Here is an 18,609-nt window from a genome sequence, read left to right as displayed (position 1 = left end):
TTAAAATTAGCTTTTGCAACTCAAAATCTCAATAGCTAAATGCAGCATCCCCTTTGCCATAATTCATCAATCTACAAAAATATCCAAAACTTTTATATGGATTCATTTATTAAATCTAAATACGATTCTTCAAATTATAGAAAATCGTTTTGGTCATCTCAGCAAAATATAAATTATTCTAATTGCATTAAGATCCATTCAATTATTTTTAGTGAAAAATCCACCTTTGTTAAATATTGTTAATTTGATACATATCAGTTACATTTAAGTCATGTATAGATTCAGCAAGAAAGATGTCTCAATCAACTCTAAATCAGTACTACGATGAATTAATTGATTTAATTTATAAAATTCTAGATACACCTGACAACTGGGTTCATTTTGGACAACGTTTAACTCAGATTTTGGATGCGACCTATATTCAAGTTCAAGCACTAGATGTCTGTAATCAAGCGATTTCCTTTAGTGCAGGTGGCGGTCGCTTAAATGATGTAGACCGTGTAGCATCTGATCTTGCTTATTTACATTATCCAGTTGATTCAGATCCTCGCTGGGAATATTTCTTACAACTTAGCTTAGAAGATCAGCATAAATGGTATCAATGTCATCACCATATTGATCATGCCTTTGTTGAACAGTCCAAGCTATATCAGCAAGTGTTACTGCCTTTTGATTTACGCTATGTTGCCGTGAAAGCATTGGTATTAGATGAGCAGCTTTGTATTGCCTTCATTATTCATACATCAGAAAAACAACAGCCCCTACAAAATGAAAAAATTGAGTTCTTAAATCGCTTGCTTCCGCATTTGGAACGCGTCCTCAAAACTCAACGCCAGCTATATAAATTTTCTACCGATAGTATTGTGGGTTATTCATTGATAAATAAGCTGCATCAGCCGATCGTATTGCTTAACTTATCTGGAGGTGTGGTTCATTACAATACTGCGGTTTCAACACTATTAGAAAAAACCAATCTCATTCAACTGCAGAATAATCAAATCTACTTAGATCAACCTTATCAACAGCAATTAAAAGATAATCTCCGCGAAATCGAAGCACTTTTTAGGCAACAAACATTTGATAATGAATTACTTCAAGACGGCGGTCTAAAAATACAGTCAGAAAGTGGTGAAACACTGTATATCTTTGCCAGCCTACTTGCGACTGAGCAAGAGTTAAAAGCTTTTGGCATCCGTCCTCTAGTGATGCTCACTTTATTTCATCCTGAACATTCAATCTCTGTAGATATTCAACTATTAAGCTCTGTGTTCAAATTTACACCTGCCGAGTGTAAAGTCGCACTAAGCCTCTTAGACGGTTTTTCAACCAAAGAAATTGCACAGAAAAATAAAGTGCGTGCAGATACTGTCAAAAAGCAAATACAGTCAATTTATAGAAAAACATCAACACACAAACAATCTGAACTGGTGAAGATTCTTCTTAACTTCCCGAAAGCGATCTAGTTTTATTACTGATAAATAAGTTCCATTACGGAGAAAATTTAACAAAAATATGCTTAAGCATTCATATTTCTATATTCGTTAAAAATCATGATTAAACCGCCAATCAAGATAAACATAAGTCCCAATAGTTTTAAACCATCTACTTTTTTTACTTGCATTCCAAGAAAGCCTGTACTGTCGACAAGTGTGGCAAATAGCATCTGACCTAGAAACACCCAGAGTAAGGTATTGGTTGCACCAATTTTAGGAGCAGCAAGAAACATACATAAAATATAAAGTGAACCTAAAAGACCAGGCAACCACATCCACCAAGAGGCTTGCTGATATAAAGGCGGCTTAATGCTTCCATCAATCATCAATGCAATGATCAATGAAGCCACCGCTCCACCCACATAAAGCACAAGTGTTGATTGTATTTGTGAAGCACCACTGGCATTACGAAAGGCACTCACCATTGCCAATTGTAGAGGAACGATTAAACCACCTAAAATACTAATCAATACATAGCTGATATTATGCATTCGTGACCTCTCTTTTTATTGCTTAAATCAACTGTTTGAATCTTTATTAAAGTTTTCTACTCCTATACTTATCACTTAAAACCGCTGAAATGCAAACGACCTATTTTCTTATATTTTTGATAGAAATATATTTAATAGCTAAAAATTAAAATTTAATCATAATTTTTTATTAAATCATTCAAATATTTAACTTAGTAACCCTTAATATAAAATTAGATAAAATAAAGAGTATGAATAGAACTTTTTAAATGAATATAGCTATGAGAATATTAAAATTTAGACATAAAAAAACCGCTAACTTAGCGGTAATTTATCTCATCTTTAAGATGATGGTCGGAGCAGTAGGATTCGAACCTACGACCCCCTGGTCCCAAACCAGGTGCACTACCAGGCTGTGCTATGCTCCGTTTGTGGGGTGAATGACGGGATTCGAACCCGCGACAACCGGAATCACAATCCGGGGCTCTACCAACTGAGCTACATCCACCATCAACATTTAGTTCTATGTACCAAGCGACCAAATGGCGCGCCTGACAGGATTCGAACCTGTGACCATCCGCTTAGAAGGCGGATGCTCTATCCAACTGAGCTACAGGCGCATAACGATGATATTAATATCAAGCGATACTTCGCCGATCTTAAAACAATGTTTTGCAACATTATTTTAAATGGTCGGAGCAGTAGGATTCGAACCTACGACCCCCTGGTCCCAAACCAGGTGCACTACCAGGCTGTGCTATGCTCCGATTTTTCTCAGCTTTTATTGTATCGCACATCGTGCGGTACGGTGTGCATTCTAGGCGCGACGCCCTAGAACGTCAACACCTATTTTTCAAAAATGTAATAAATCCTTATCAAATGTATATTTAACAAACACCTTGGCGTTTTTTAACGCTTTAATGAAGCACTAAAGTTCAACATTCGATCTAATGGTAATTTAGCTCGCTCAGCTAAAGCAGGATCAACGTGTATTTCTTGATCACTATGTTGTAATACATGCAAAATACCATCGAGTTCGTTCATTGCCATCCACGGACAATGTGCGCATGAACGACAGGTTGCCCCTTCACCTGCAGTTGGAGCTTCAAATAATTCTTTATCCGGCGCTGCTTGCTGCATTTTGTAGAAAATACCACGATCAGTTGCCACAATCATTTGTTTATGCGGCAAGGTCTGTGCTGCTTTAATCAGCTGCGATGTGCTTCCCACCGCATCAGCAATATCAACTACAGATTCAGGTGACTCTGGATGTACCAAAACAGCTGCATCTGGATAAAGTGCCTTCATTTGTGCAATACCACGGGCACGGAATTCTTCATGCACGATACAAGCACCATCCCACAGCAACATGTCAGCGCCTGTTTTCTTTTGAATATAGCGACCTAAGTGTTGATCTGGTGCCCAAATAATTTTCTCACCTAAGCTATCCAGATGCTCAATGATTTCTACAGCACAGCTAGACGTGACCACCCAATCTGCACGAGCTTTTACAGCAGCAGAGGTATTTGCATAAACCACAACAGTATGATCTGGATGCTGATCACAAAATGCTGTGAACTCATCGACTGGACAGCCTAAATCCAAAGAACAGGTTGCCTCTAATGTCGGCATTAATACTGTTTTCTCAGGAGATAAAATTTTTGCAGTTTCGCCCATAAACTTTACTCCAGCAACCACAAGGGTTGAAGCAGCATGATCACGACCAAAACGTGCCATCTCTAATGAATCAGAAACACAACCACCCGTAAGCTCTGCAAGCTCTTGCACATCAGGATCACAGTAATAGTGCGCCACAAGTACAGCATCTCGTTTTTTGAGCTCTGCTGCGATCTGGGCAAACTTCTCTTGTTTCACTTCTGGGCTAAGGCTATTGTCCTTAGGCTCGCCCAAACGATCTAAATGCGCTTGCACAATATTTTTGGCTTCGTTCGCAATTAAATTCGCATCATTCATAAAACGTCTTCTCTATCCTGCGTGCTTGCATAGCTGCAAACTTATAACGTGGGTATGGTGATCATTCGAGGTCAATCACATCGTCCACAAATAGGCAATATAAAAAAAGCCCCACTGTGGAGGCTTTTATTATAACGCAAATTTACGAGCGATAATCGGCATTAATTTTGACGTAGTCGTAAGAAAAGTCACAGGTATAGACCGTATCCGTTGCTGAACCGCGACCAAGGTCTATACGGATGTTAATTTCTTTCTCAGCCATTACCGCTGCACCCGCCTCTTCGGTATAGTCAGGGTTGGCACCACCATCCAGACAGATTTGCACATCACCAATCCAGACCTGTACCTTGCTACTGTCCAGATTCGGTACACCAGCCTTTCCAATCGCCATGACGATACGGCCCCAGTTTGGATCTGACGCAAATAATGCCGTTTTGATGAGTGGAGACTCTGCAACACTATAAGCCACATCACAACATTCTTGCGTATTTGCACCACCGTCAACCTGTACGGTAATGAATTTTGTTGCCCCCTCACCATCACGTACGATCAACTGTGCAAGACGATCCATAATACGCGCCAACACTTCAAGCACTTTTTGATAACGTGCGTCATCTTGATGCTGAATTTCCGTACCGCCAGCTAAACCAGTCGCAATGAAGATACACGAGTCATTTGTCGATGTATCTCCATCAATAGTGATGCGGTTGAATGAATGCTCAACGGTTGTTTTTAAAAGTTGCTCAACCATATCTTTCGCAACTGGTGCATCTGTTGCTACAAAACTCAACATGGTCGCCATATTCGGGCGAATCATGCCAGCCCCTTTACTAATACCAGTCATAGTATAAGTCACACCATCCAGTTCAAACTGTTCAGATGCACCTTTTGGTGTGGTATCTGTGGTCATGATGCCTGATGCAGCGTCCGCCCAACGATCAGCATTTAAATCATTTAACGCAGGTTGAATGCCTTGTACTAAACGATCAATTGGTAATTGCTCACCAATCACACCTGTTGAAAAAGGTAAAATCTGATTGGCTTGAACACCAGTTAACTCAGCTAACTTCGCACAAGTCGCTTCTGCATTTTGATAGCCTATAGCACCAGTCGCCGCATTGGCATTGCCTGTATTAATGATCAAGTAACGTGGCGTGTTCTCAGTTAAATGTTTCTTACTAAGTAAAACAGGCGCAGCAGCAAATGCGCTTTGGGTAAATACCCCTGCTACATTTGAACCTTCAGCAAATTCAAAAATAACTAAATCTCGTCGATTTGGATAACGCACATACGCCTCAGTTGAGCCAATTTTTACACCCTGCACCACATGCATAAGTGGCATTGTTACGTCACCAACAGCCATTTTTAAACTTCCTTTCAACTTGTTATGAAAAAGAAAATGAATATATACCATACCCTACATATGAGACTCGGACAGGTCATCTACAACCTGCGTAGTATCTGTAATATCTCGTTTCTGCGATAGATAAAAACAAATGCCACAAGTGAACAGGTTTTGTAGATGAGAATGCCTTTGGTTACTTTGGGCGAAACCAAAGTAACTCGAACCGAAGGTTATTCCTATAATTGAATTACGCTAGACAAGATACGGCCTTTTCAGTAATTTATTTACAGTTCAAGTCATAAAATATGTTATTCATATCTGATTTGGTAGCTTATTCCAAAAAGAAGTGAAAATCGAGTATTAACAATACAGATTACAGAGTTTGGCTTTGCTCCAAACTCAATAAAATCTGCTTCTTATCCAAACCACCTGCAAAACCCACCAACGCCCCAGTCGAACCAATCACCCGATGACACGGCGCAATAATCGAAATCGGATTCTTCCCATTGGCAGCACCCACCGCACGCACTGCTTTTTGATTCCCCAACTGAACGGCAATCTCTTTATAACTACGCGTTTCCCCAAAAGGAATCGTCAATAGTGCCCGCCAAACCTGTTGCTGAAATGCTGTGCCTTGAAAATCCAATGGCAAATCAAATTGCTGACGCTGTCCTAAAAAATATTCTTCAAGTTGTTGTTTTACCTTTAACAATATTGGATGCTGAACATTCTCAACCAACTCAGCAAGCCGAACACGCTTATGATCTTCATTGTCCCACATCACAGCAACCAAGGCTTGATCATGTGCAACCAGTTTTAATGCACCCACAGGAGAATCCATGTACATATATACCAGTTGCATCACACTCTCCTTAGAACATTAATTTGATGACAATTTCATCAGCATTAAACCCGATACGATCAAAACTGCTGCGATCATTCGCATTGCCGTCATCGGCTCATTCAGTACCACGATTCCGACAATAAACGATCCAATTGCACCGATCCCTGTCCAAATGGTATACGCTGTTCCAAGAGGTAAAGTCCGCATGGAAATCGACAAAAGAACGACACTCAATATCATGAAAATGATCGTGATAATACTTGGTGTTAAACGAGTGAAGCCTTCGGATAGCTTCATCGAATATGCCCAAATGACTTCAAACACACCTGCTAAAATTAAAATCGCCCAAGCCATTTTCTACTCACACTTTAAATGGTTGGGTCGTCCCAACATCAAACCAATCAAAGGGGTCGTCCCCTTCGGCTTCAAAGTGTAATTCAAATCTTTTTAAATATGTGAATTGTTATGTATCCAAACAATCTAACCCACTGAAAATAAAATATATTGATCAATTGTATTATTGCCAAACAATGCTATCTACACGCATTAATTCACATGCACCATTTCCCGTATCTTCTCTTGATAAAGAACTTTTCCAACGCCAACCATCTTTTGCCTGAATTTCAATTAAAGAACCTTTGAGATACACGAGATCATCTTTCTTTAATTTCTTCATTTGTTTAGCAATAGAAGCATCGGCGGGTACTAAATGCATATTGGCACTATGCGTTGCAATTTCCCGTAATGGAATCGGAGGTTCATGATCCACACGCCAATAATACCAACGGTTGCTCTGTGAAATGTCAATTTCTTTATACACTTGGGGATTCGCCATATCATCCCATCCAACAGCGATATCCATTGGTGAATACTCAGCTTCTCGCCCAAAGTTATAATCTTCTCTCGAAAGCACTCTAAATGAACCTTCATAACTTTGTAAATTAACAACTTGAACATCTTGATGGGTCGTAAGTTGACTGATATCTGGCGTTGGTTTAATCAGTTTTGTCCAAACTAACCAAGCGAGAGCCAAACCTAACACACCATACATCCATCTCGGCATTCCATTAATCCTTTTTCTTTTGCAAAGCTTCTATCCTGAGCCTAAACCACGTAAAAATAGCGTAAAAAAACTTCTGAAAAACATGAAGCAAATGATAATGAGAACCCTCATGTTGCGGCATGGAATCAAATGAATCCGACTTTTGGATAAACACTTCCACAGGTTCATAATGAGGCATCGTTTGCTGCAACTCAGCACCTAAACTCAAATACTCCAATGCTACAGTCACATTTTCTATCTCTTGCTGATGATATAACACCAAATGGCGGGCATCTAAATCGATACTATGTTCAATCAACAGATCAGAAAATGGTAACAATGCCTTCCTGACTCTTTGTACTTCCACCATACTGCTCATATGTGGAATGTAATAAAAACTGACATTCATACTGCCATCAGTTGGTATCAGCTCTAACTGGGAAGAAGTTACGGCTTGAGACTTTTCTCTTGGCTTAGCCGTTTGGATTGATTTTTCTGTTATTTGATTGTCTTGTTGTTCTAAAGCCATTTATGCACCATGAATGACTCAAAAAAGATACTGCTAGTATAAACTAACAGTATCTCAGAAACGTGACATTTTAGACAAAGTATCAGAACTTTAGCGTAAAGCCTGCGCCGTATAGCCAACCTTTTTCACTGTCAGAACCTTCCTGCCAAAGCGTTTTATCAGCGCCTTTATGGTATGCATAAGCAATATCAATAAATGGCATGATCTTTTTATTGATTTCATAGCGTGTTTGCACGCCAGCCTGAAGCTTTGATAGACCTGTTTTCTGTGCGTATTTTGATTTATCACTCAGCACAAGATCAGCTTGCAAATATGGCTGAGCAATCAACTTTTGCGTAAATAAAAAATCACGACTGGTATCCAAACTTAATTGCCAACGTTGATCTTGGCCAGCATACAAATAAGCTTCTGTCTCAAAGAAATAAGGTGCTAGACCATGTAAGCCAAATACTGCGCTCCACTGATTTTTATCTAAACTTTGCTCAGGCATATATTGATAACGAACACCTGCTTGTACATCCCAGAAGTCTGCAATATTACGGCTGTATAATGCCATCGTTTCTGTATCTGCTTTTTCAGATTCAGCTTTTTCTACATGTGCCTTAATGAAAATCTTATTTTCATCTGAGCCAATCCATGTTTTAAGCTCGGTACTCGCTCTACCTCGTCCATGCTCATCTAAAGTCCAAGCATTTTCTAAAGTCGTGGCTTGATAAATCTGACCACCATGCTCACGGCGGTGATCATGTGCATGATGTACGGCATCCGTTGGAGCTACCTTTGCTGTTTGATGTTGTGAATGATCTATTAGTGATGCTTCATTCATTGATGTCATCTGATGAGCTGAATGATCCATTTCCGTCATTTGATGTGATTCATTAGCAAAGGTGATTGCGCTTGATGTAGACACAACACTACTAATCAATAACAACTTTAGCATTTTATTCATCTCAGGAGATTGCTTAGTGATGTGCATGGTTTGCTCCTTCTGATGGTGCTGTTGCATTGGGTTGATTCACTGTTTTTGAATCATCCACATTTGCCACGATCAATTTATTCATCATGCCTGCGGACATGTGATACAACAAATGACAATGGATTGCCCATTCACCTAACTCATCAGCGGTTAACAATGCAGTCACCGTTTGTCCCGGTGGAACGACAACAGTGTGTTTATTTGGCATATCAATCGCAGCTTGACCATTTTCTAACTGCATAAACATGCCGTGTAAATGCATCGGATGCGCCATCATACTGTCATTGATAAATTTCAGTCGAATACGCTCTCCATATTTGACTTGTAATGGCTCAGCATCACTAAACTTTTTACCATTCATGGTCCACATATAGCGTTCCATATTCCCACCAAGACGAATGACCAATTCTCTTTCTGCTGGACGTGTATCAGGCTGCGGTGTTAATGATTTTAGATCAGCATATTGCAATGCTTTATGGCCTGTTGGCGTGGATGCATTCGCCCAACCTTGAACAGATTCAGACTTCACATTTTCATGCTGAGATGTCATCTGTTGTTGATGCATTTCATTCATGTTGCCCATCTTCATGGAATCATGAGTAGAGTGATCCATGTCTGACATATTCATTGCAGTATGGGCTGAATGATTCATATCTTTCATATCCATCTGTGCATGTGTACCATGATCCATGCCCATATCTTGCATGGTCAATAATGCACGTGGACGCACTTTTGGCATCTCAATCTGAGCTGGTGGGGCGACTGTATCACGCTGTAGTGACGCAATTGCAAAACCACTACGATCAATCGACTCTGCTTCAATTTGATAATGTGCTTGCTTTGGCTCAACGATTACATCGTATGTTTCAGCGGCACCAATGCGGAATTCATCTACAGCAACAGGTTTTACAGGCTGACCATCTGCACTCACCACCGTCATTTTCAAATTCGGGATACGTACATCAAAAAATGACATTGCAGATGCATTAATAAAACGTAAACGAACTTTTTCACCTGCACTAAATGCACCTGTCCAATTTTGCTGCGGAGTTTTTCCATTAACTAGAAAGGTATAACCCGTGACATCCGATAAATCGGTTTTGAGCATCCGCATCTGATTCCACATCGAACGATCTTGCCACGTTGCTTTCAAACCTTTTTGTTTGACTTGTTGCCAAACATCACCCACCGTTTCACGTTGATTTTGATAGTATTCGGCAGATTTTTTCAAATTCGCCATAATTTGATCACTATTAGTTTCATGAAAGTCGGACAGCATCACTACATAGTCGCGATCTGCTTTTTCATGTTGAGCGACAGGCTGCTTACCCTTCGGATAAATGACTAAAGCGCCATATAAACCATCTTGTTCTTGACCTTTACTGTGTGCGTGATACCAATAGGTTCCGTTTTGACGGACTTTAAAACGATATTCAAAGCTACCATTTGGTTGAATGCCTTTGAAACCATTAAAACCAGGCACACCATCCATCAATCCAGGTAACAGCAGACCATGCCAGTGCAATGAGGTATCTTGATCTTTTAATTGATTATGAACATGAATAACCGCCTCATCCCCCTCTTCAAACTCAAGTAATGGAGCAATGAATTTGCCATTCACCGTCATGCGTTTGAGAGATTTCCCTGTGATATTGACCATGCCCTGATCAATATTCAAATGATATTCTTTAATCGCAGCCCAACTGGCAGGCGCAAACAATAAGCTGAAGCTAGCAATTACACCAGCATAGATTTTTGCAGACATTTTATTTTCCCAATCTGTATGAATTGATTTTAGGAGAGAACAATCTCTCCTAGCCCCTCTTATCTAAAAGAGGTAACTCAAATGCAGATTAGGCTTTAGGCGGGCGTAAAATTTCTTGCCAATATCCAGCAAGATGACGAGCTTGGTAATCCGTATTTGTACGATGATTTAACTCAAAAATAGAAGTCAAAGATAAAATCGGCACCTGTTGATCTAGTGCTAAATTAACATTTTGACAATGCGATGGCTGATTACAATCTTGACAATGCTTATCATCTGAGATGTTGTCACCATGACATTTCACCATCATTTGAGCATCTACATGAGACATTTGCATGTGCTGATGTTGATCTGTCTTTGCTTGATCATGGCAAGGCATCTGCTGTGGCATGATCTCCATTTGCTCATCAGCTTGAATGGCATGAACTGCTGCAACAGCCGCACTACTTCCCCCGATGAAAATTATCATCAGGAATACAAACCATACATGTTTGTACTTTGGTTGAAGTTGCACGAGGTGTTCCTTATTCACAATAAACAGATCAATTTAATGCTCATAGCATAATTTCTTTTCAAGTTATGCACAATCCACATTATGTTGTTCACAGGTTCTGTTGCTCTATTTTAGTTCAAAGCTGCTGTTTAAATATTCAAAATTAACTTTTATAAAAAATGAGTAAAATAAGAGCAAAATAAATAATTTAGCGCACAAAAAAAGGACATTTTGCTGTCCTTTTTTCATCAATATGCTGCCAATATAAACAACTGAAATCATTTTGTTTAATTTAACAACACCTTATCCACCTGCTTATCAACACGGTTATCCACGCAGTTATAAACAAAGTTATCCACAACCTTGTGTGAAAAATAGGATAAAGAGACTAAATTTGTTTTGCACCAACTTTGGCTAGCTCTGCACGCATTTGGTCAATTACAGTTTTATAATCAGGTTGACCAAAAATCGCAGATCCTGCAACAAACATATCTGCACCAGCTTCAGCAATTTCCCTAATATTCGCTGGCCCGACACCACCATCAACTTCTAAACGAATATCACGACCACTTGCATCAATAATTTGACGTGCTTGACGCAGCTTTTCTAAGGTCATTGGAATAAATTTTTGACCGCCAAACCCAGGGTTTACACTCATCAATAAAATTTGATCAACTTTATCAAGTACATAGTCAAGATAATGTAATGGTGTCGCAGGGTTAAAGACTAAACCCGCTTTTGCACCACCAGACTTGATCAACTGAAGCGAGCGATCAATATGATCTGTTGCTTCTGGATGAAAAGTAATAATGTCAGCCCCAGCTTCCAAGAAATCACCTATCATACGGTCAACAGGCGACACCATTAAGTGCACATCAATCGGTGCTTTGATACCATAATTTTTAAGCGCCTTACATATGCCTGCACCAAAGGTTAAATTCGGTACGTAATGATTATCCATCACATCAAAATGTACAACGTCTGCACCTGCATCTAAAACCTTTTCTACATCTTCACCTAAACGAGCAAAATCAGCAGATAAAATAGAAGGAGCAATTAAATAAGGCTTGGACATGGAAGACCTGGCAAACTTTGAAAAAATGATAAATGAATTATAGCAAATTCATTCACTTTAGGGCTGTTACAAAGACACTATTACCACATTGCAAACTTGCAACAGCTCGTTGCATGAATGCTGTTTTTAACCCTGACTGATTTTGCTATTTTTAATCGGTGAAAATCAGAAGATGAAGTTTAGATATGAATAGTACGACACAGATTACAACTCAAGAAGGTAAGCGCATTAGCAAACGGCTCATCAATCATTGGAAGCACAAATTCGAAGTTGCTGAGACCGAAACTGACTCAAAAATTTTTATGCCTACAGCAACCGTTACATTGACACCACAACAGCAATATCTAGGTGTATTGATTGAAAATCAGCAAGATGATGTTCAACACCTAGAGCAAGTCGTGATTGATCATTTAAACCGCATGGCTCAACAAGAGTTCAATGTTGAATGGACACACAATTAAAAAGAAGCTCATAAGAGCTTCTTTTTCTTTTAAGCATTCACTTTTTCTAATTGAATGGCATGAAATTGCAAGTGATCATCTACAAAACTTTGGATAAAGTAGTAGCCGTGATCATAACCTTTATGTAAACGCAAGGTGAGTGGCTGACCAGCATCTAAGCAGGCTTGCTTGAATTTTTCAGGATTAAGTTGACTATAGAACTGATCATCGACACCTTGATCAATTAAAATTTCTTCAAAAATGCGACCTTTCTGTTGAACTAATGACAATGCATCATGCGCTAACCATTGCTGCTGATCATTCCCCAAATACTGACCAAATGCTTTCTCCCCCCAAGGACAAATACCCGGTGCACAGATTGGAGCAAACGCAGATACAGATTTAAATTGTTCAGGATATTTAAATGCTAACGTTAATGCGCCATGACCACCCATCGAATGACCAAAGATCCCGATTTGATTTTCAATAATTGGGAGTTCTTGCAAGACATGGGAATATAGCTCATCAACAATATAAGACTCCATTTGGTAATGTTCAGCCCAAGGTTGTTGAATTGCATTGATATAAAAGCCTGCACCCTGCCCGATATCCCAATGATCACCCTGTGCAACCCCCTCTCCACGCGGAGAAGTATCAGGGGTAATCAGAATAAGGCTAAGACGAGCAGCCATACGTTGCGCATGTGCTTTGATTGCAAACGTTTCCTCTGTACAAGTCAAACCTGCAAGATAAAACAATGCTGAACACGGTTTTCCTTCTAAAGCAGCAGGAGGTAAATAAACACCGACTTTACTCGCCCCTTTAAGATGCTGAGAGTCAATTTGATAAATTCGTTGTTCTCCCTCAAAACAACGATTTTTTTGCAGTAGTTGCATGCTCATTATCCTGTGGTTTTGTAATATCTGTTGTTGTCATATTTTGTTGTGGAAATAAATATGGCTCAAGTTGTGGCAACATCAACTCCATATTTCGTCCGATTGACCATTGTGGTTCTGAAGGCTCAAAGCCTTGTGATGTTTCCCATTTAGTGACCGTCTGCTTCGCTTGATCGAATGCTGTTTTCATTGAAGACTGTTCACGCATTGCTAAATCAAAGAAAGCACGACCAAAATAGGTATAATCCGCTTCATTATTACAACCAAAAGACGTCTTATCTGCTGCAGAAGCTGTAATAATCAGAGTTTCAGGCGACTGTAATGCAGGAATGAAACTTCCCGAATAACATGCAGAGATCACAATAACACGCCAACGGATACCTGACTTATCCAACGTCTCCCGTAGCCATTTCGGATCAACTTGACCGAGGTTTAGCGGAGCATTTTCAATTTCAAAATGATTTCGCTCGCCATGTGATGTCATATAGAGGAATAAAACATCACTGTCTCGATTCATCTGCTGGCCAATACGTCGTAATGCCAGTTCTATACTGGTTTTTGAAGCAATTGGCACTTCCAAACGAGTCGCAGGATTATTGATCAACATGATAGAACGACCAAACGTTCCAAAACGCGTATCAAATTGCTCTCTTATACGCTCAATTTCAGATTTAAATACATCCACATAACTATCACCTGCGACACCAAGGAAATACCAATGACTTTGTGCAATATCGCCATATTGAACTTGATCTAATGCTTTATCGAGCAAATAGCTTTGTGCATAAAAAGCATCTTCTGCAAATGTTGGTGGTGTTTCTTCTACCTTCCAAATCGGCTGGTCTTTTACCGAAAGCTGCCAAACCACCATGGTTGCGATCGTTGCGACAAAGACTAAAGCACGTTCCCACCAAGGCCAATTCAAAGCACGGGAAAAAACCCAAATAACCGCTAAACTTTGCCAAACAAAAAGTCCGACAAAGAGTGGTGGTAGAAAACCATTGTAGATACTATCAGGGATAAAATTGAGGTAACCATTCGATCCTAAATACTGGATCAAACATTGTAGTAAGAGAATATTTGTATCGAGGACCAACCATAACAATGCAGGTACAAGCATTAATCTTGGCTGGTTCATACGTTGAGATAAGAAAATCCCAACAATCAAAGCAATAAAAGGCCAAAGCGCATAACCGATCAGACCTTGGGAGTTAAAGTCTCCCATTTGTCCTGCAACCAACCAACTATAAAGTGAGTTAGTACAGCCTCCCCAAATACCCCACAAAATCAGCTGGGTAATCGAAGGATGAACAACTTGCAAGGAACGACGAGACCCTAGAAACAACCACATTCCAGCAATTTGGTTACTTTTAAAATCATGCCAGATATTAATGGAGGGTTTGAGGTCTATCATAAAATTCTTCGGGAGTTTCTCTTTTCAAGCCTAAACTGAAAATATGCCAAACGTTACAGAATGAACATCACTTTTCCAAAAACATGCTATGCGCTGCGCTAGTGTAAACTTGACAAGAATTTTTTAGCAATCATGCTTTTGCACTATATCACAAATCTTTACCGAGCATTGACCTAAGCTAAACAATCACTTGCGTGCGATTTCAGATTTAACCTTTTGGAAAATATGCATCAAAACGACAAGCGTCTCCTAACCACTGATGATCAGGTGCTTGCCCAGCCAAATAAACTGCATGTCGTGGGCGCTTAACAATTACTCTTTTGGCTATTTGTTTAGCTAAATCAAGTAACTGATCTCCCAAATCCATTTCTCCATCTTCGGGAAGCAACATATGCAATAGCTGCATTTGTTTTTTGACCTGTGCTTGCTTCTTAACCGCTTGTTGGTTTTGATCACGCTGAGGAAACATTGGATCTAAATAAACGACATCGACTTGTTCATTTTGCTCGATCAATTGACTTAGATAGCGATTAGAGTCCGCAAAAATAAGCTGAATTCGTTGCGCTGTGGATTGCAAGAAAGAATCTTGTTCAGCCTGAACTTTGCTATATTCCAATAAAACAAACAAAATTGGATGGCGCTCGACTAATCGGACATCAGCCCCAAGATGAGCCATCAACAAACTATCATGACCCAATCCAGCGGTAGCATCAATTAATGTTGGCTTTTCACCTAACTGACATGCTCTTGCAATCATTTCTGATTTTAAACTTGCACGTTTAAGTCTAGGAATTTCTGCGCGCCAATCAGGTTGCATTTTCATTCCATTGGCTGCAAGGCTTAAACCATCACTATCCAATACCAAAGTCATTTCTGGGTTAAGACGTAAAAACCGAGCGTTAATTTTCTCGACAGTTTGTCCTTCAAGCTGAACATTTAACTCTGTAAAACGAGCCTGTAGTTGCTGAAACTGTACTTCATATTCAGCTTGATATCGACAAATCATTTGCATTACCAATGCACCCAACCAGTCCACCAAGTCGCTAGAATAAATAAACCAAAAATGATTCGATAATAAGCAAATGCAGTAAAGTCATGCTTCGACACATAACGAATCAAGGCACGGATCACGATTAAAGCAGAAATAAAGGCAACAATAATACCGACTGCTAACACCAGCATGTCATTGCTATGTAGCTCATGACGCATCTTATACATGTCGAGCAAACCAGCACCCATCAGCACAGGAATACCCAAGAAGAATGAGAACTCTGCTGCCGCTTTACGCGAAACGCCCAAAAACAACGATCCAATAATGGTAGAGCCCGAACGAGATGTTCCCGGAAACAAAGCTAAACATTGAATCAAACCAATTAAGGTTGCTTGTTTAAAAGTTAGATCATCGACTTCTTGAGTTACAATCTGATGCTGACGGCGTTCAGCCCACAGAATAATAAAACCACCCACAATCAAAGCAATTGCAACTGTAATCGCATTAAATAAATATGCCTTAACCACATCACCGAAAGTCAAACCAATGATCACAATTGGAATCGATGCAATGATCAAATTCAGACTTAAACGACGACCTTGCTCCTGCCCTTTTAATGCACCAATCAAAGCACCCCAAAGCTTTCCCCAGTACTCATAAATAACCGCAGCAATTGCACCAATCTGTACAGCTACAGCAAACATATCTCGTTTTTCTACTGTCCAAAAATCGAGAAGTTGTCCAGCTAAAATCAAATGCCCTGTACTTGAAATTGGAAGAAATTCTGTAATCCCTTCAACCAACCCCATAATCGCTGCTTTAAAAAGCAATAAAAGATCCATAGTTAACCTTAATTTGACTTACCTTGTTCTGGAATTTTTTTCCACGCATCATCACGCAAATAAACTGGCAAAGCATGCTCCGCATTTACCCAATCTTGTTGAACTGCGCGCATACGTGCAATCGTCGCAATATCTTGGGCTGTTGCCTGAATTTTTATTACAGATGATATTTGAGTGGAAATATTTGGAGAGTCTATGTGCTCAGGCTTAATTAATTCTGAACCAGATCCAACTGGTTTATACTTGCAATAAGCAGTCGCTTGTTCATAATTTAATAATTTTTCTTCATCTATAGCCTGCATGATGCCATGGTCATCCATGCAAAAGTTAGCGATATAAACTTCTTGCATACGCGCATCTAAAACTGCCGTTACCTGCTGCAAACCTGTTAAACGATATGCCGCTTGTGCCAAGGCTTGTAAACTTGAAACTGGTATCACAGGTAAGTCTTGCGACCATGCTAGCGCCTGTGTAACCGCGGCATTAATACGAACACCACTAAATGAACCAGGGCCACGACTAAAAGCAATTGCTGTTAAATCTGCGAGTTGAGTCGCTGTCTGTAACAATGCTTGTTCAGTTAAAGGTAATATCGTTTGCGTTTGGGCTTTTGCTCGCTCATCTAACTGAAAATAGAGTTCTTGAGAATCATCAATTAATGAAACAGAACACTGCTCATTTGCAGATTCCAATGCAAGCAACTTCATGCAAAAACCTTAACTAAAAAGAGAGAAAAATCGTCGAGTATCATACTCCACTCAAAGCTGATAGGCGAGTTGTTCTGTTTTTATAGATACAAAAAAGCCAAGTACAGACTTGGCAATCCGAACATCTTTTATGAGATGGCTAGTTAGAAGCTAAATGTTTCTAACTCTAAGAAGTTTTTGTAGTGTTCAGCATAATGCAGAGCACTCAATCGCAATCTTGCAGCGCCTTGTTCATCTAAAGTTTTAATAACTTTACCTGGTGATCCCATAACCACAGAATTATCCGGAATCACCTTCCCTTCAGGAATTAAAGCGTTTGCGCCAATAATACAGTTCTTTCCAATGACCGCATTATTCAAAATAACGGCATTCATCCCAATAAGTGAATTATCCCCAATCGTACAACCGTGTAACATCACTTTATGGCCAACGGTGACATATTCACCAATATTGAGCTCAATACCTGCGTCTGTATGTAAAACAGCATTCTCTTGAATATTAGAAAAATCACCAATACGAATCACACAATTATCTGCACGGACCACAGCACCAAACCAAATACTCACTTGTCGACCCAGTTCAACTTGTCCAATGACCGTTGCGGTAGGCGCAACCCACCCATCCCATGGTTCATGTAAAGCTTTAGGACTCAATCCTTTGTATTTATACATCATGTCAATAACTCTATATCTAAATAAAACATTTAAAACTTAGCTAAACCAAAATTAGGAGGATTGACCAAAAAAGGCCATTTTTTCTGATATCCCAACCCATACTGAAATAAAGACACTAACATCCGTGCAGTTAAGCCCCAAACAATTTCACTTTCAACTTGCATACTCGGAAAATAAATCGATTGACGAGCGAGTCGTACCTCATAGGGTAATGGCGGTGCATCAATCAGCTCTTGCAAAGGAACAAAGAATATCCGATCTATTTCGGTTGGCTGCGCAATCAAGTCAACTTGAGCTGGTATCAAGCCAACAATCGGCTTCACGGAAAGCCCACTTCGAGCACGTTGAATAGGCAAATCACCTAAAAGCTTCACATCAAAAGGATTCAATGCTGTTTCCTCTTGTGCTTCACGCAAAGCGACCACAATGTTACTGGTATCACTTGGATCTCGCTTCCCGCCAGGAAATGATACCTCACCAGCATGTTGTGATAGATGAATAGAGCGGCGTGTAAGTAAAACTTTGGGTTTCTGTTCTTGTGTAATTGCAATTAAAACTGCGGCATCTGCTTGTTGGATTCGTTTGGAAAAACGCAACCGTTGTTGTAAAAGTTCGATTAACGATTGTTCATCCATATCA

At 39.7% G+C, this 18,609-nt stretch carries 20 protein-coding genes and 4 tRNA genes; 2 read left to right on the top strand and 22 right to left on the bottom strand.

What is annotated here, in order from left to right; genetic code table 11:
• Positions 1-293: 293 nt before the first annotated feature.
• Complete coding sequence (locus tag ACT4_RS06755; protein ID WP_007480900.1) at positions 294-1,463, top strand: helix-turn-helix transcriptional regulator; 1,170 nt, start codon at positions 294-296, stop codon at positions 1,461-1,463.
• Between the two features lie 53 nt (positions 1,464-1,516).
• Here the strand turns inward: ACT4_RS06755 and ACT4_RS06750 are convergent, their stop codons facing one another.
• The 15 genes from ACT4_RS06750 to rpe all read right to left on the bottom strand — a co-directional run bounded on the left by ACT4_RS06750 (position 1,517) and on the right by rpe (position 12,006).
• Positions 1,517-1,984, bottom strand: a complete 468-nt coding sequence (locus tag ACT4_RS06750; protein WP_007480898.1) for a DMT family transporter — start codon at positions 1,982-1,984, stop codon at positions 1,517-1,519.
• Between the two features lie 330 nt (positions 1,985-2,314).
• Positions 2,315-2,391: transfer RNA gene (locus tag ACT4_RS06745), tRNA-Pro, on the bottom strand.
• 4 nt (positions 2,392-2,395) lie between these two features.
• Positions 2,396-2,471: transfer RNA gene (locus ACT4_RS06740), tRNA-His, on the bottom strand.
• Positions 2,472-2,506: 35 nt separating this feature from the next.
• Positions 2,507-2,583: transfer RNA gene (locus ACT4_RS06735), tRNA-Arg, on the bottom strand.
• 70 nt (positions 2,584-2,653) lie between these two features.
• Positions 2,654-2,730 (bottom strand) — tRNA-Pro (locus tag ACT4_RS06730).
• A gap of 142 nt (positions 2,731-2,872) precedes the next feature.
• Positions 2,873-3,937, bottom strand: a complete 1,065-nt coding sequence (gene nadA / locus ACT4_RS06725) for a quinolinate synthase NadA (protein ID WP_004881386.1) — start codon at positions 3,935-3,937, stop codon at positions 2,873-2,875.
• A 142-nt stretch (positions 3,938-4,079) separates the two neighbouring features.
• On the bottom strand, positions 4,080-5,300 hold the full coding sequence (gene argJ, locus ACT4_RS06720) for a bifunctional glutamate N-acetyltransferase/amino-acid acetyltransferase ArgJ (RefSeq protein WP_007480896.1): 1,221 nt from the start codon (positions 5,298-5,300) through the stop codon (positions 4,080-4,082).
• Between the two features lie 355 nt (positions 5,301-5,655).
• Positions 5,656-6,144 carry a methylated-DNA--[protein]-cysteine S-methyltransferase gene (locus ACT4_RS06715; protein WP_007480895.1) on the bottom strand — a complete coding sequence of 163 codons (489 nt, stop codon included), beginning with the start codon at positions 6,142-6,144 and terminating at the stop codon, positions 5,656-5,658.
• Positions 6,145-6,162: 18 nt separating this feature from the next.
• Positions 6,163-6,480 (bottom strand): multidrug efflux SMR transporter, encoded by a 318-nt coding sequence (locus tag ACT4_RS06710; RefSeq protein ID WP_004881392.1) that lies wholly within the window; start codon positions 6,478-6,480, stop codon positions 6,163-6,165.
• 163 nt (positions 6,481-6,643) lie between these two features.
• Complete coding sequence (locus ACT4_RS06705) at positions 6,644-7,189, bottom strand: hypothetical protein (RefSeq protein WP_007480892.1); 546 nt, start codon at positions 7,187-7,189, stop codon at positions 6,644-6,646.
• A 4-nt stretch (positions 7,190-7,193) separates the two neighbouring features.
• A complete protein-coding gene (locus ACT4_RS06700; protein WP_007480891.1) occupies positions 7,194-7,697 on the bottom strand; it encodes a hypothetical protein in 504 nt (167 codons plus the stop codon).
• Positions 7,698-7,779: 82 nt separating this feature from the next.
• Entirely contained in the window at positions 7,780-8,673 is an 894-nt protein-coding gene (locus tag ACT4_RS06695; RefSeq protein WP_007480889.1) for a copper resistance protein B, read from the bottom strand.
• Positions 8,660-10,438 (bottom strand): copper resistance system multicopper oxidase, encoded by a 1,779-nt coding sequence (locus ACT4_RS06690; protein WP_007480886.1) that lies wholly within the window; start codon positions 10,436-10,438, stop codon positions 8,660-8,662. Before ACT4_RS06690 ends, ACT4_RS06695 begins: the two co-directional genes overlap by 14 nt.
• An 88-nt stretch (positions 10,439-10,526) precedes the next feature.
• Positions 10,527-10,952, bottom strand: a complete 426-nt coding sequence (locus ACT4_RS06685) for a hypothetical protein (protein WP_007480884.1) — start codon at positions 10,950-10,952, stop codon at positions 10,527-10,529.
• A 367-nt stretch (positions 10,953-11,319) separates the two neighbouring features.
• Positions 11,320-12,006, bottom strand: coding sequence for a ribulose-phosphate 3-epimerase (gene rpe / locus ACT4_RS06680; protein ID WP_004881404.1), 687 nt, complete (start codon positions 12,004-12,006; stop codon positions 11,320-11,322).
• A gap of 185 nt (positions 12,007-12,191) precedes the next feature.
• On the opposite strand from rpe, the gene ACT4_RS06675 reads away from it, so the two are divergent.
• A complete protein-coding gene (locus tag ACT4_RS06675) occupies positions 12,192-12,467 on the top strand; it encodes a DUF2218 domain-containing protein (protein WP_004881406.1) in 276 nt (91 codons plus the stop codon).
• A 29-nt stretch (positions 12,468-12,496) separates the two neighbouring features.
• Here ACT4_RS06675 and fghA read toward each other — a convergent pair whose 3' ends face one another.
• The 7 genes from fghA to ACT4_RS06640 all read right to left on the bottom strand — a co-directional run bounded on the left by fghA (position 12,497) and on the right by ACT4_RS06640 (position 18,605).
• Entirely contained in the window at positions 12,497-13,342 is an 846-nt protein-coding gene (gene fghA / locus ACT4_RS06670) for an S-formylglutathione hydrolase (RefSeq protein WP_007480882.1), read from the bottom strand.
• Positions 13,311-14,756 (bottom strand): C13 family peptidase, encoded by a 1,446-nt coding sequence (locus tag ACT4_RS06665; RefSeq protein WP_007480880.1) that lies wholly within the window; start codon positions 14,754-14,756, stop codon positions 13,311-13,313. Before ACT4_RS06665 ends, fghA begins: the two co-directional genes overlap by 32 nt.
• Before the next feature lie 208 nt (positions 14,757-14,964).
• Complete coding sequence (locus tag ACT4_RS06660) at positions 14,965-15,768, bottom strand: class I SAM-dependent methyltransferase (RefSeq protein WP_007480879.1); 804 nt, start codon at positions 15,766-15,768, stop codon at positions 14,965-14,967.
• On the bottom strand, positions 15,768-16,589 hold the full coding sequence (locus tag ACT4_RS06655) for an undecaprenyl-diphosphate phosphatase (RefSeq protein WP_004881415.1): 822 nt from the start codon (positions 16,587-16,589) through the stop codon (positions 15,768-15,770). The genes ACT4_RS06660 and ACT4_RS06655 overlap by 1 nt, the downstream gene beginning before the upstream one ends.
• A gap of 8 nt (positions 16,590-16,597) precedes the next feature.
• On the bottom strand, positions 16,598-17,296 hold the full coding sequence (tsaB, locus tag ACT4_RS06650) for a tRNA (adenosine(37)-N6)-threonylcarbamoyltransferase complex dimerization subunit type 1 TsaB (protein ID WP_007480877.1): 699 nt from the start codon (positions 17,294-17,296) through the stop codon (positions 16,598-16,600).
• A 143-nt stretch (positions 17,297-17,439) separates the two neighbouring features.
• On the bottom strand, positions 17,440-17,967 hold the full coding sequence (locus ACT4_RS06645; protein ID WP_171054785.1) for a gamma carbonic anhydrase family protein: 528 nt from the start codon (positions 17,965-17,967) through the stop codon (positions 17,440-17,442).
• Positions 17,968-17,999: 32 nt separating this feature from the next.
• Positions 18,000-18,605: a CoA pyrophosphatase gene (locus ACT4_RS06640; RefSeq protein WP_034604782.1), complete on the bottom strand. Its 606-nt coding sequence runs from the start codon at positions 18,603-18,605 to the stop codon at positions 18,000-18,002.
• Positions 18,606-18,609 lie beyond the last annotated feature (4 nt).

Source organism: Acinetobacter sp. NBRC 100985 (assembly GCF_000241225.1).
Classification (GTDB): domain Bacteria; phylum Pseudomonadota; class Gammaproteobacteria; order Pseudomonadales; family Moraxellaceae; genus Acinetobacter; species Acinetobacter venetianus.
The sequence above is the reverse complement of the archived record's forward strand: the minus strand, read 5'-3'. Positions and strand labels throughout refer to the sequence as shown.

Bases quoted from the DNA above. Each gene is read 5' to 3' on its own strand.
- ACT4_RS06755 (WP_007480900.1), top strand. From the start codon at position 294: ATGTCTCAATCAACTCTAAATCAGTACTACGATGAATTAATTGATTTA.
- ACT4_RS06750 (WP_007480898.1), bottom strand. From the start codon at position 1,984: ATGCATAATATCAGCTATGTATTGATTAGTATTTTAGGTGGTTTAATC.
- nadA (WP_004881386.1), bottom strand. From the start codon at position 3,937: ATGAATGATGCGAATTTAATTGCGAACGAAGCCAAAAATATTGTGCAA.
- argJ (WP_007480896.1), bottom strand. From the start codon at position 5,300: ATGGCTGTTGGTGACGTAACAATGCCACTTATGCATGTGGTGCAGGGT.
- ACT4_RS06715 (WP_007480895.1), bottom strand. From the start codon at position 6,144: ATGCAACTGGTATATATGTACATGGATTCTCCTGTGGGTGCATTAAAA.
- ACT4_RS06710 (WP_004881392.1), bottom strand. From the start codon at position 6,480: ATGGCTTGGGCGATTTTAATTTTAGCAGGTGTGTTTGAAGTCATTTGG.
- ACT4_RS06705 (WP_007480892.1), bottom strand. From the start codon at position 7,189: ATGCCGAGATGGATGTATGGTGTGTTAGGTTTGGCTCTCGCTTGGTTA.
- ACT4_RS06700 (WP_007480891.1), bottom strand. From the start codon at position 7,697: ATGGCTTTAGAACAACAAGACAATCAAATAACAGAAAAATCAATCCAA.
- ACT4_RS06695 (WP_007480889.1), bottom strand. From the start codon at position 8,673: ATGCACATCACTAAGCAATCTCCTGAGATGAATAAAATGCTAAAGTTG.
- ACT4_RS06690 (WP_007480886.1), bottom strand. From the start codon at position 10,438: ATGTCTGCAAAAATCTATGCTGGTGTAATTGCTAGCTTCAGCTTATTG.
- rpe (WP_004881404.1), bottom strand. From the start codon at position 12,006: ATGTCCAAGCCTTATTTAATTGCTCCTTCTATTTTATCTGCTGATTTT.
- ACT4_RS06675 (WP_004881406.1), top strand. From the start codon at position 12,192: ATGAATAGTACGACACAGATTACAACTCAAGAAGGTAAGCGCATTAGC.
- fghA (WP_007480882.1), bottom strand. From the start codon at position 13,342: ATGCAACTACTGCAAAAAAATCGTTGTTTTGAGGGAGAACAACGAATT.
- ACT4_RS06665 (WP_007480880.1), bottom strand. From the start codon at position 14,756: ATGATAGACCTCAAACCCTCCATTAATATCTGGCATGATTTTAAAAGT.
- ACT4_RS06660 (WP_007480879.1), bottom strand. From the start codon at position 15,768: ATGCAAATGATTTGTCGATATCAAGCTGAATATGAAGTACAGTTTCAG.
- ACT4_RS06655 (WP_004881415.1), bottom strand. From the start codon at position 16,589: ATGGATCTTTTATTGCTTTTTAAAGCAGCGATTATGGGGTTGGTTGAA.
- tsaB (WP_007480877.1), bottom strand. From the start codon at position 17,296: ATGAAGTTGCTTGCATTGGAATCTGCAAATGAGCAGTGTTCTGTTTCA.
- ACT4_RS06645 (WP_171054785.1), bottom strand. From the start codon at position 17,967: ATGTATAAATACAAAGGATTGAGTCCTAAAGCTTTACATGAACCATGG.
- ACT4_RS06640 (WP_034604782.1), bottom strand. From the start codon at position 18,605: ATGGATGAACAATCGTTAATCGAACTTTTACAACAACGGTTGCGTTTT.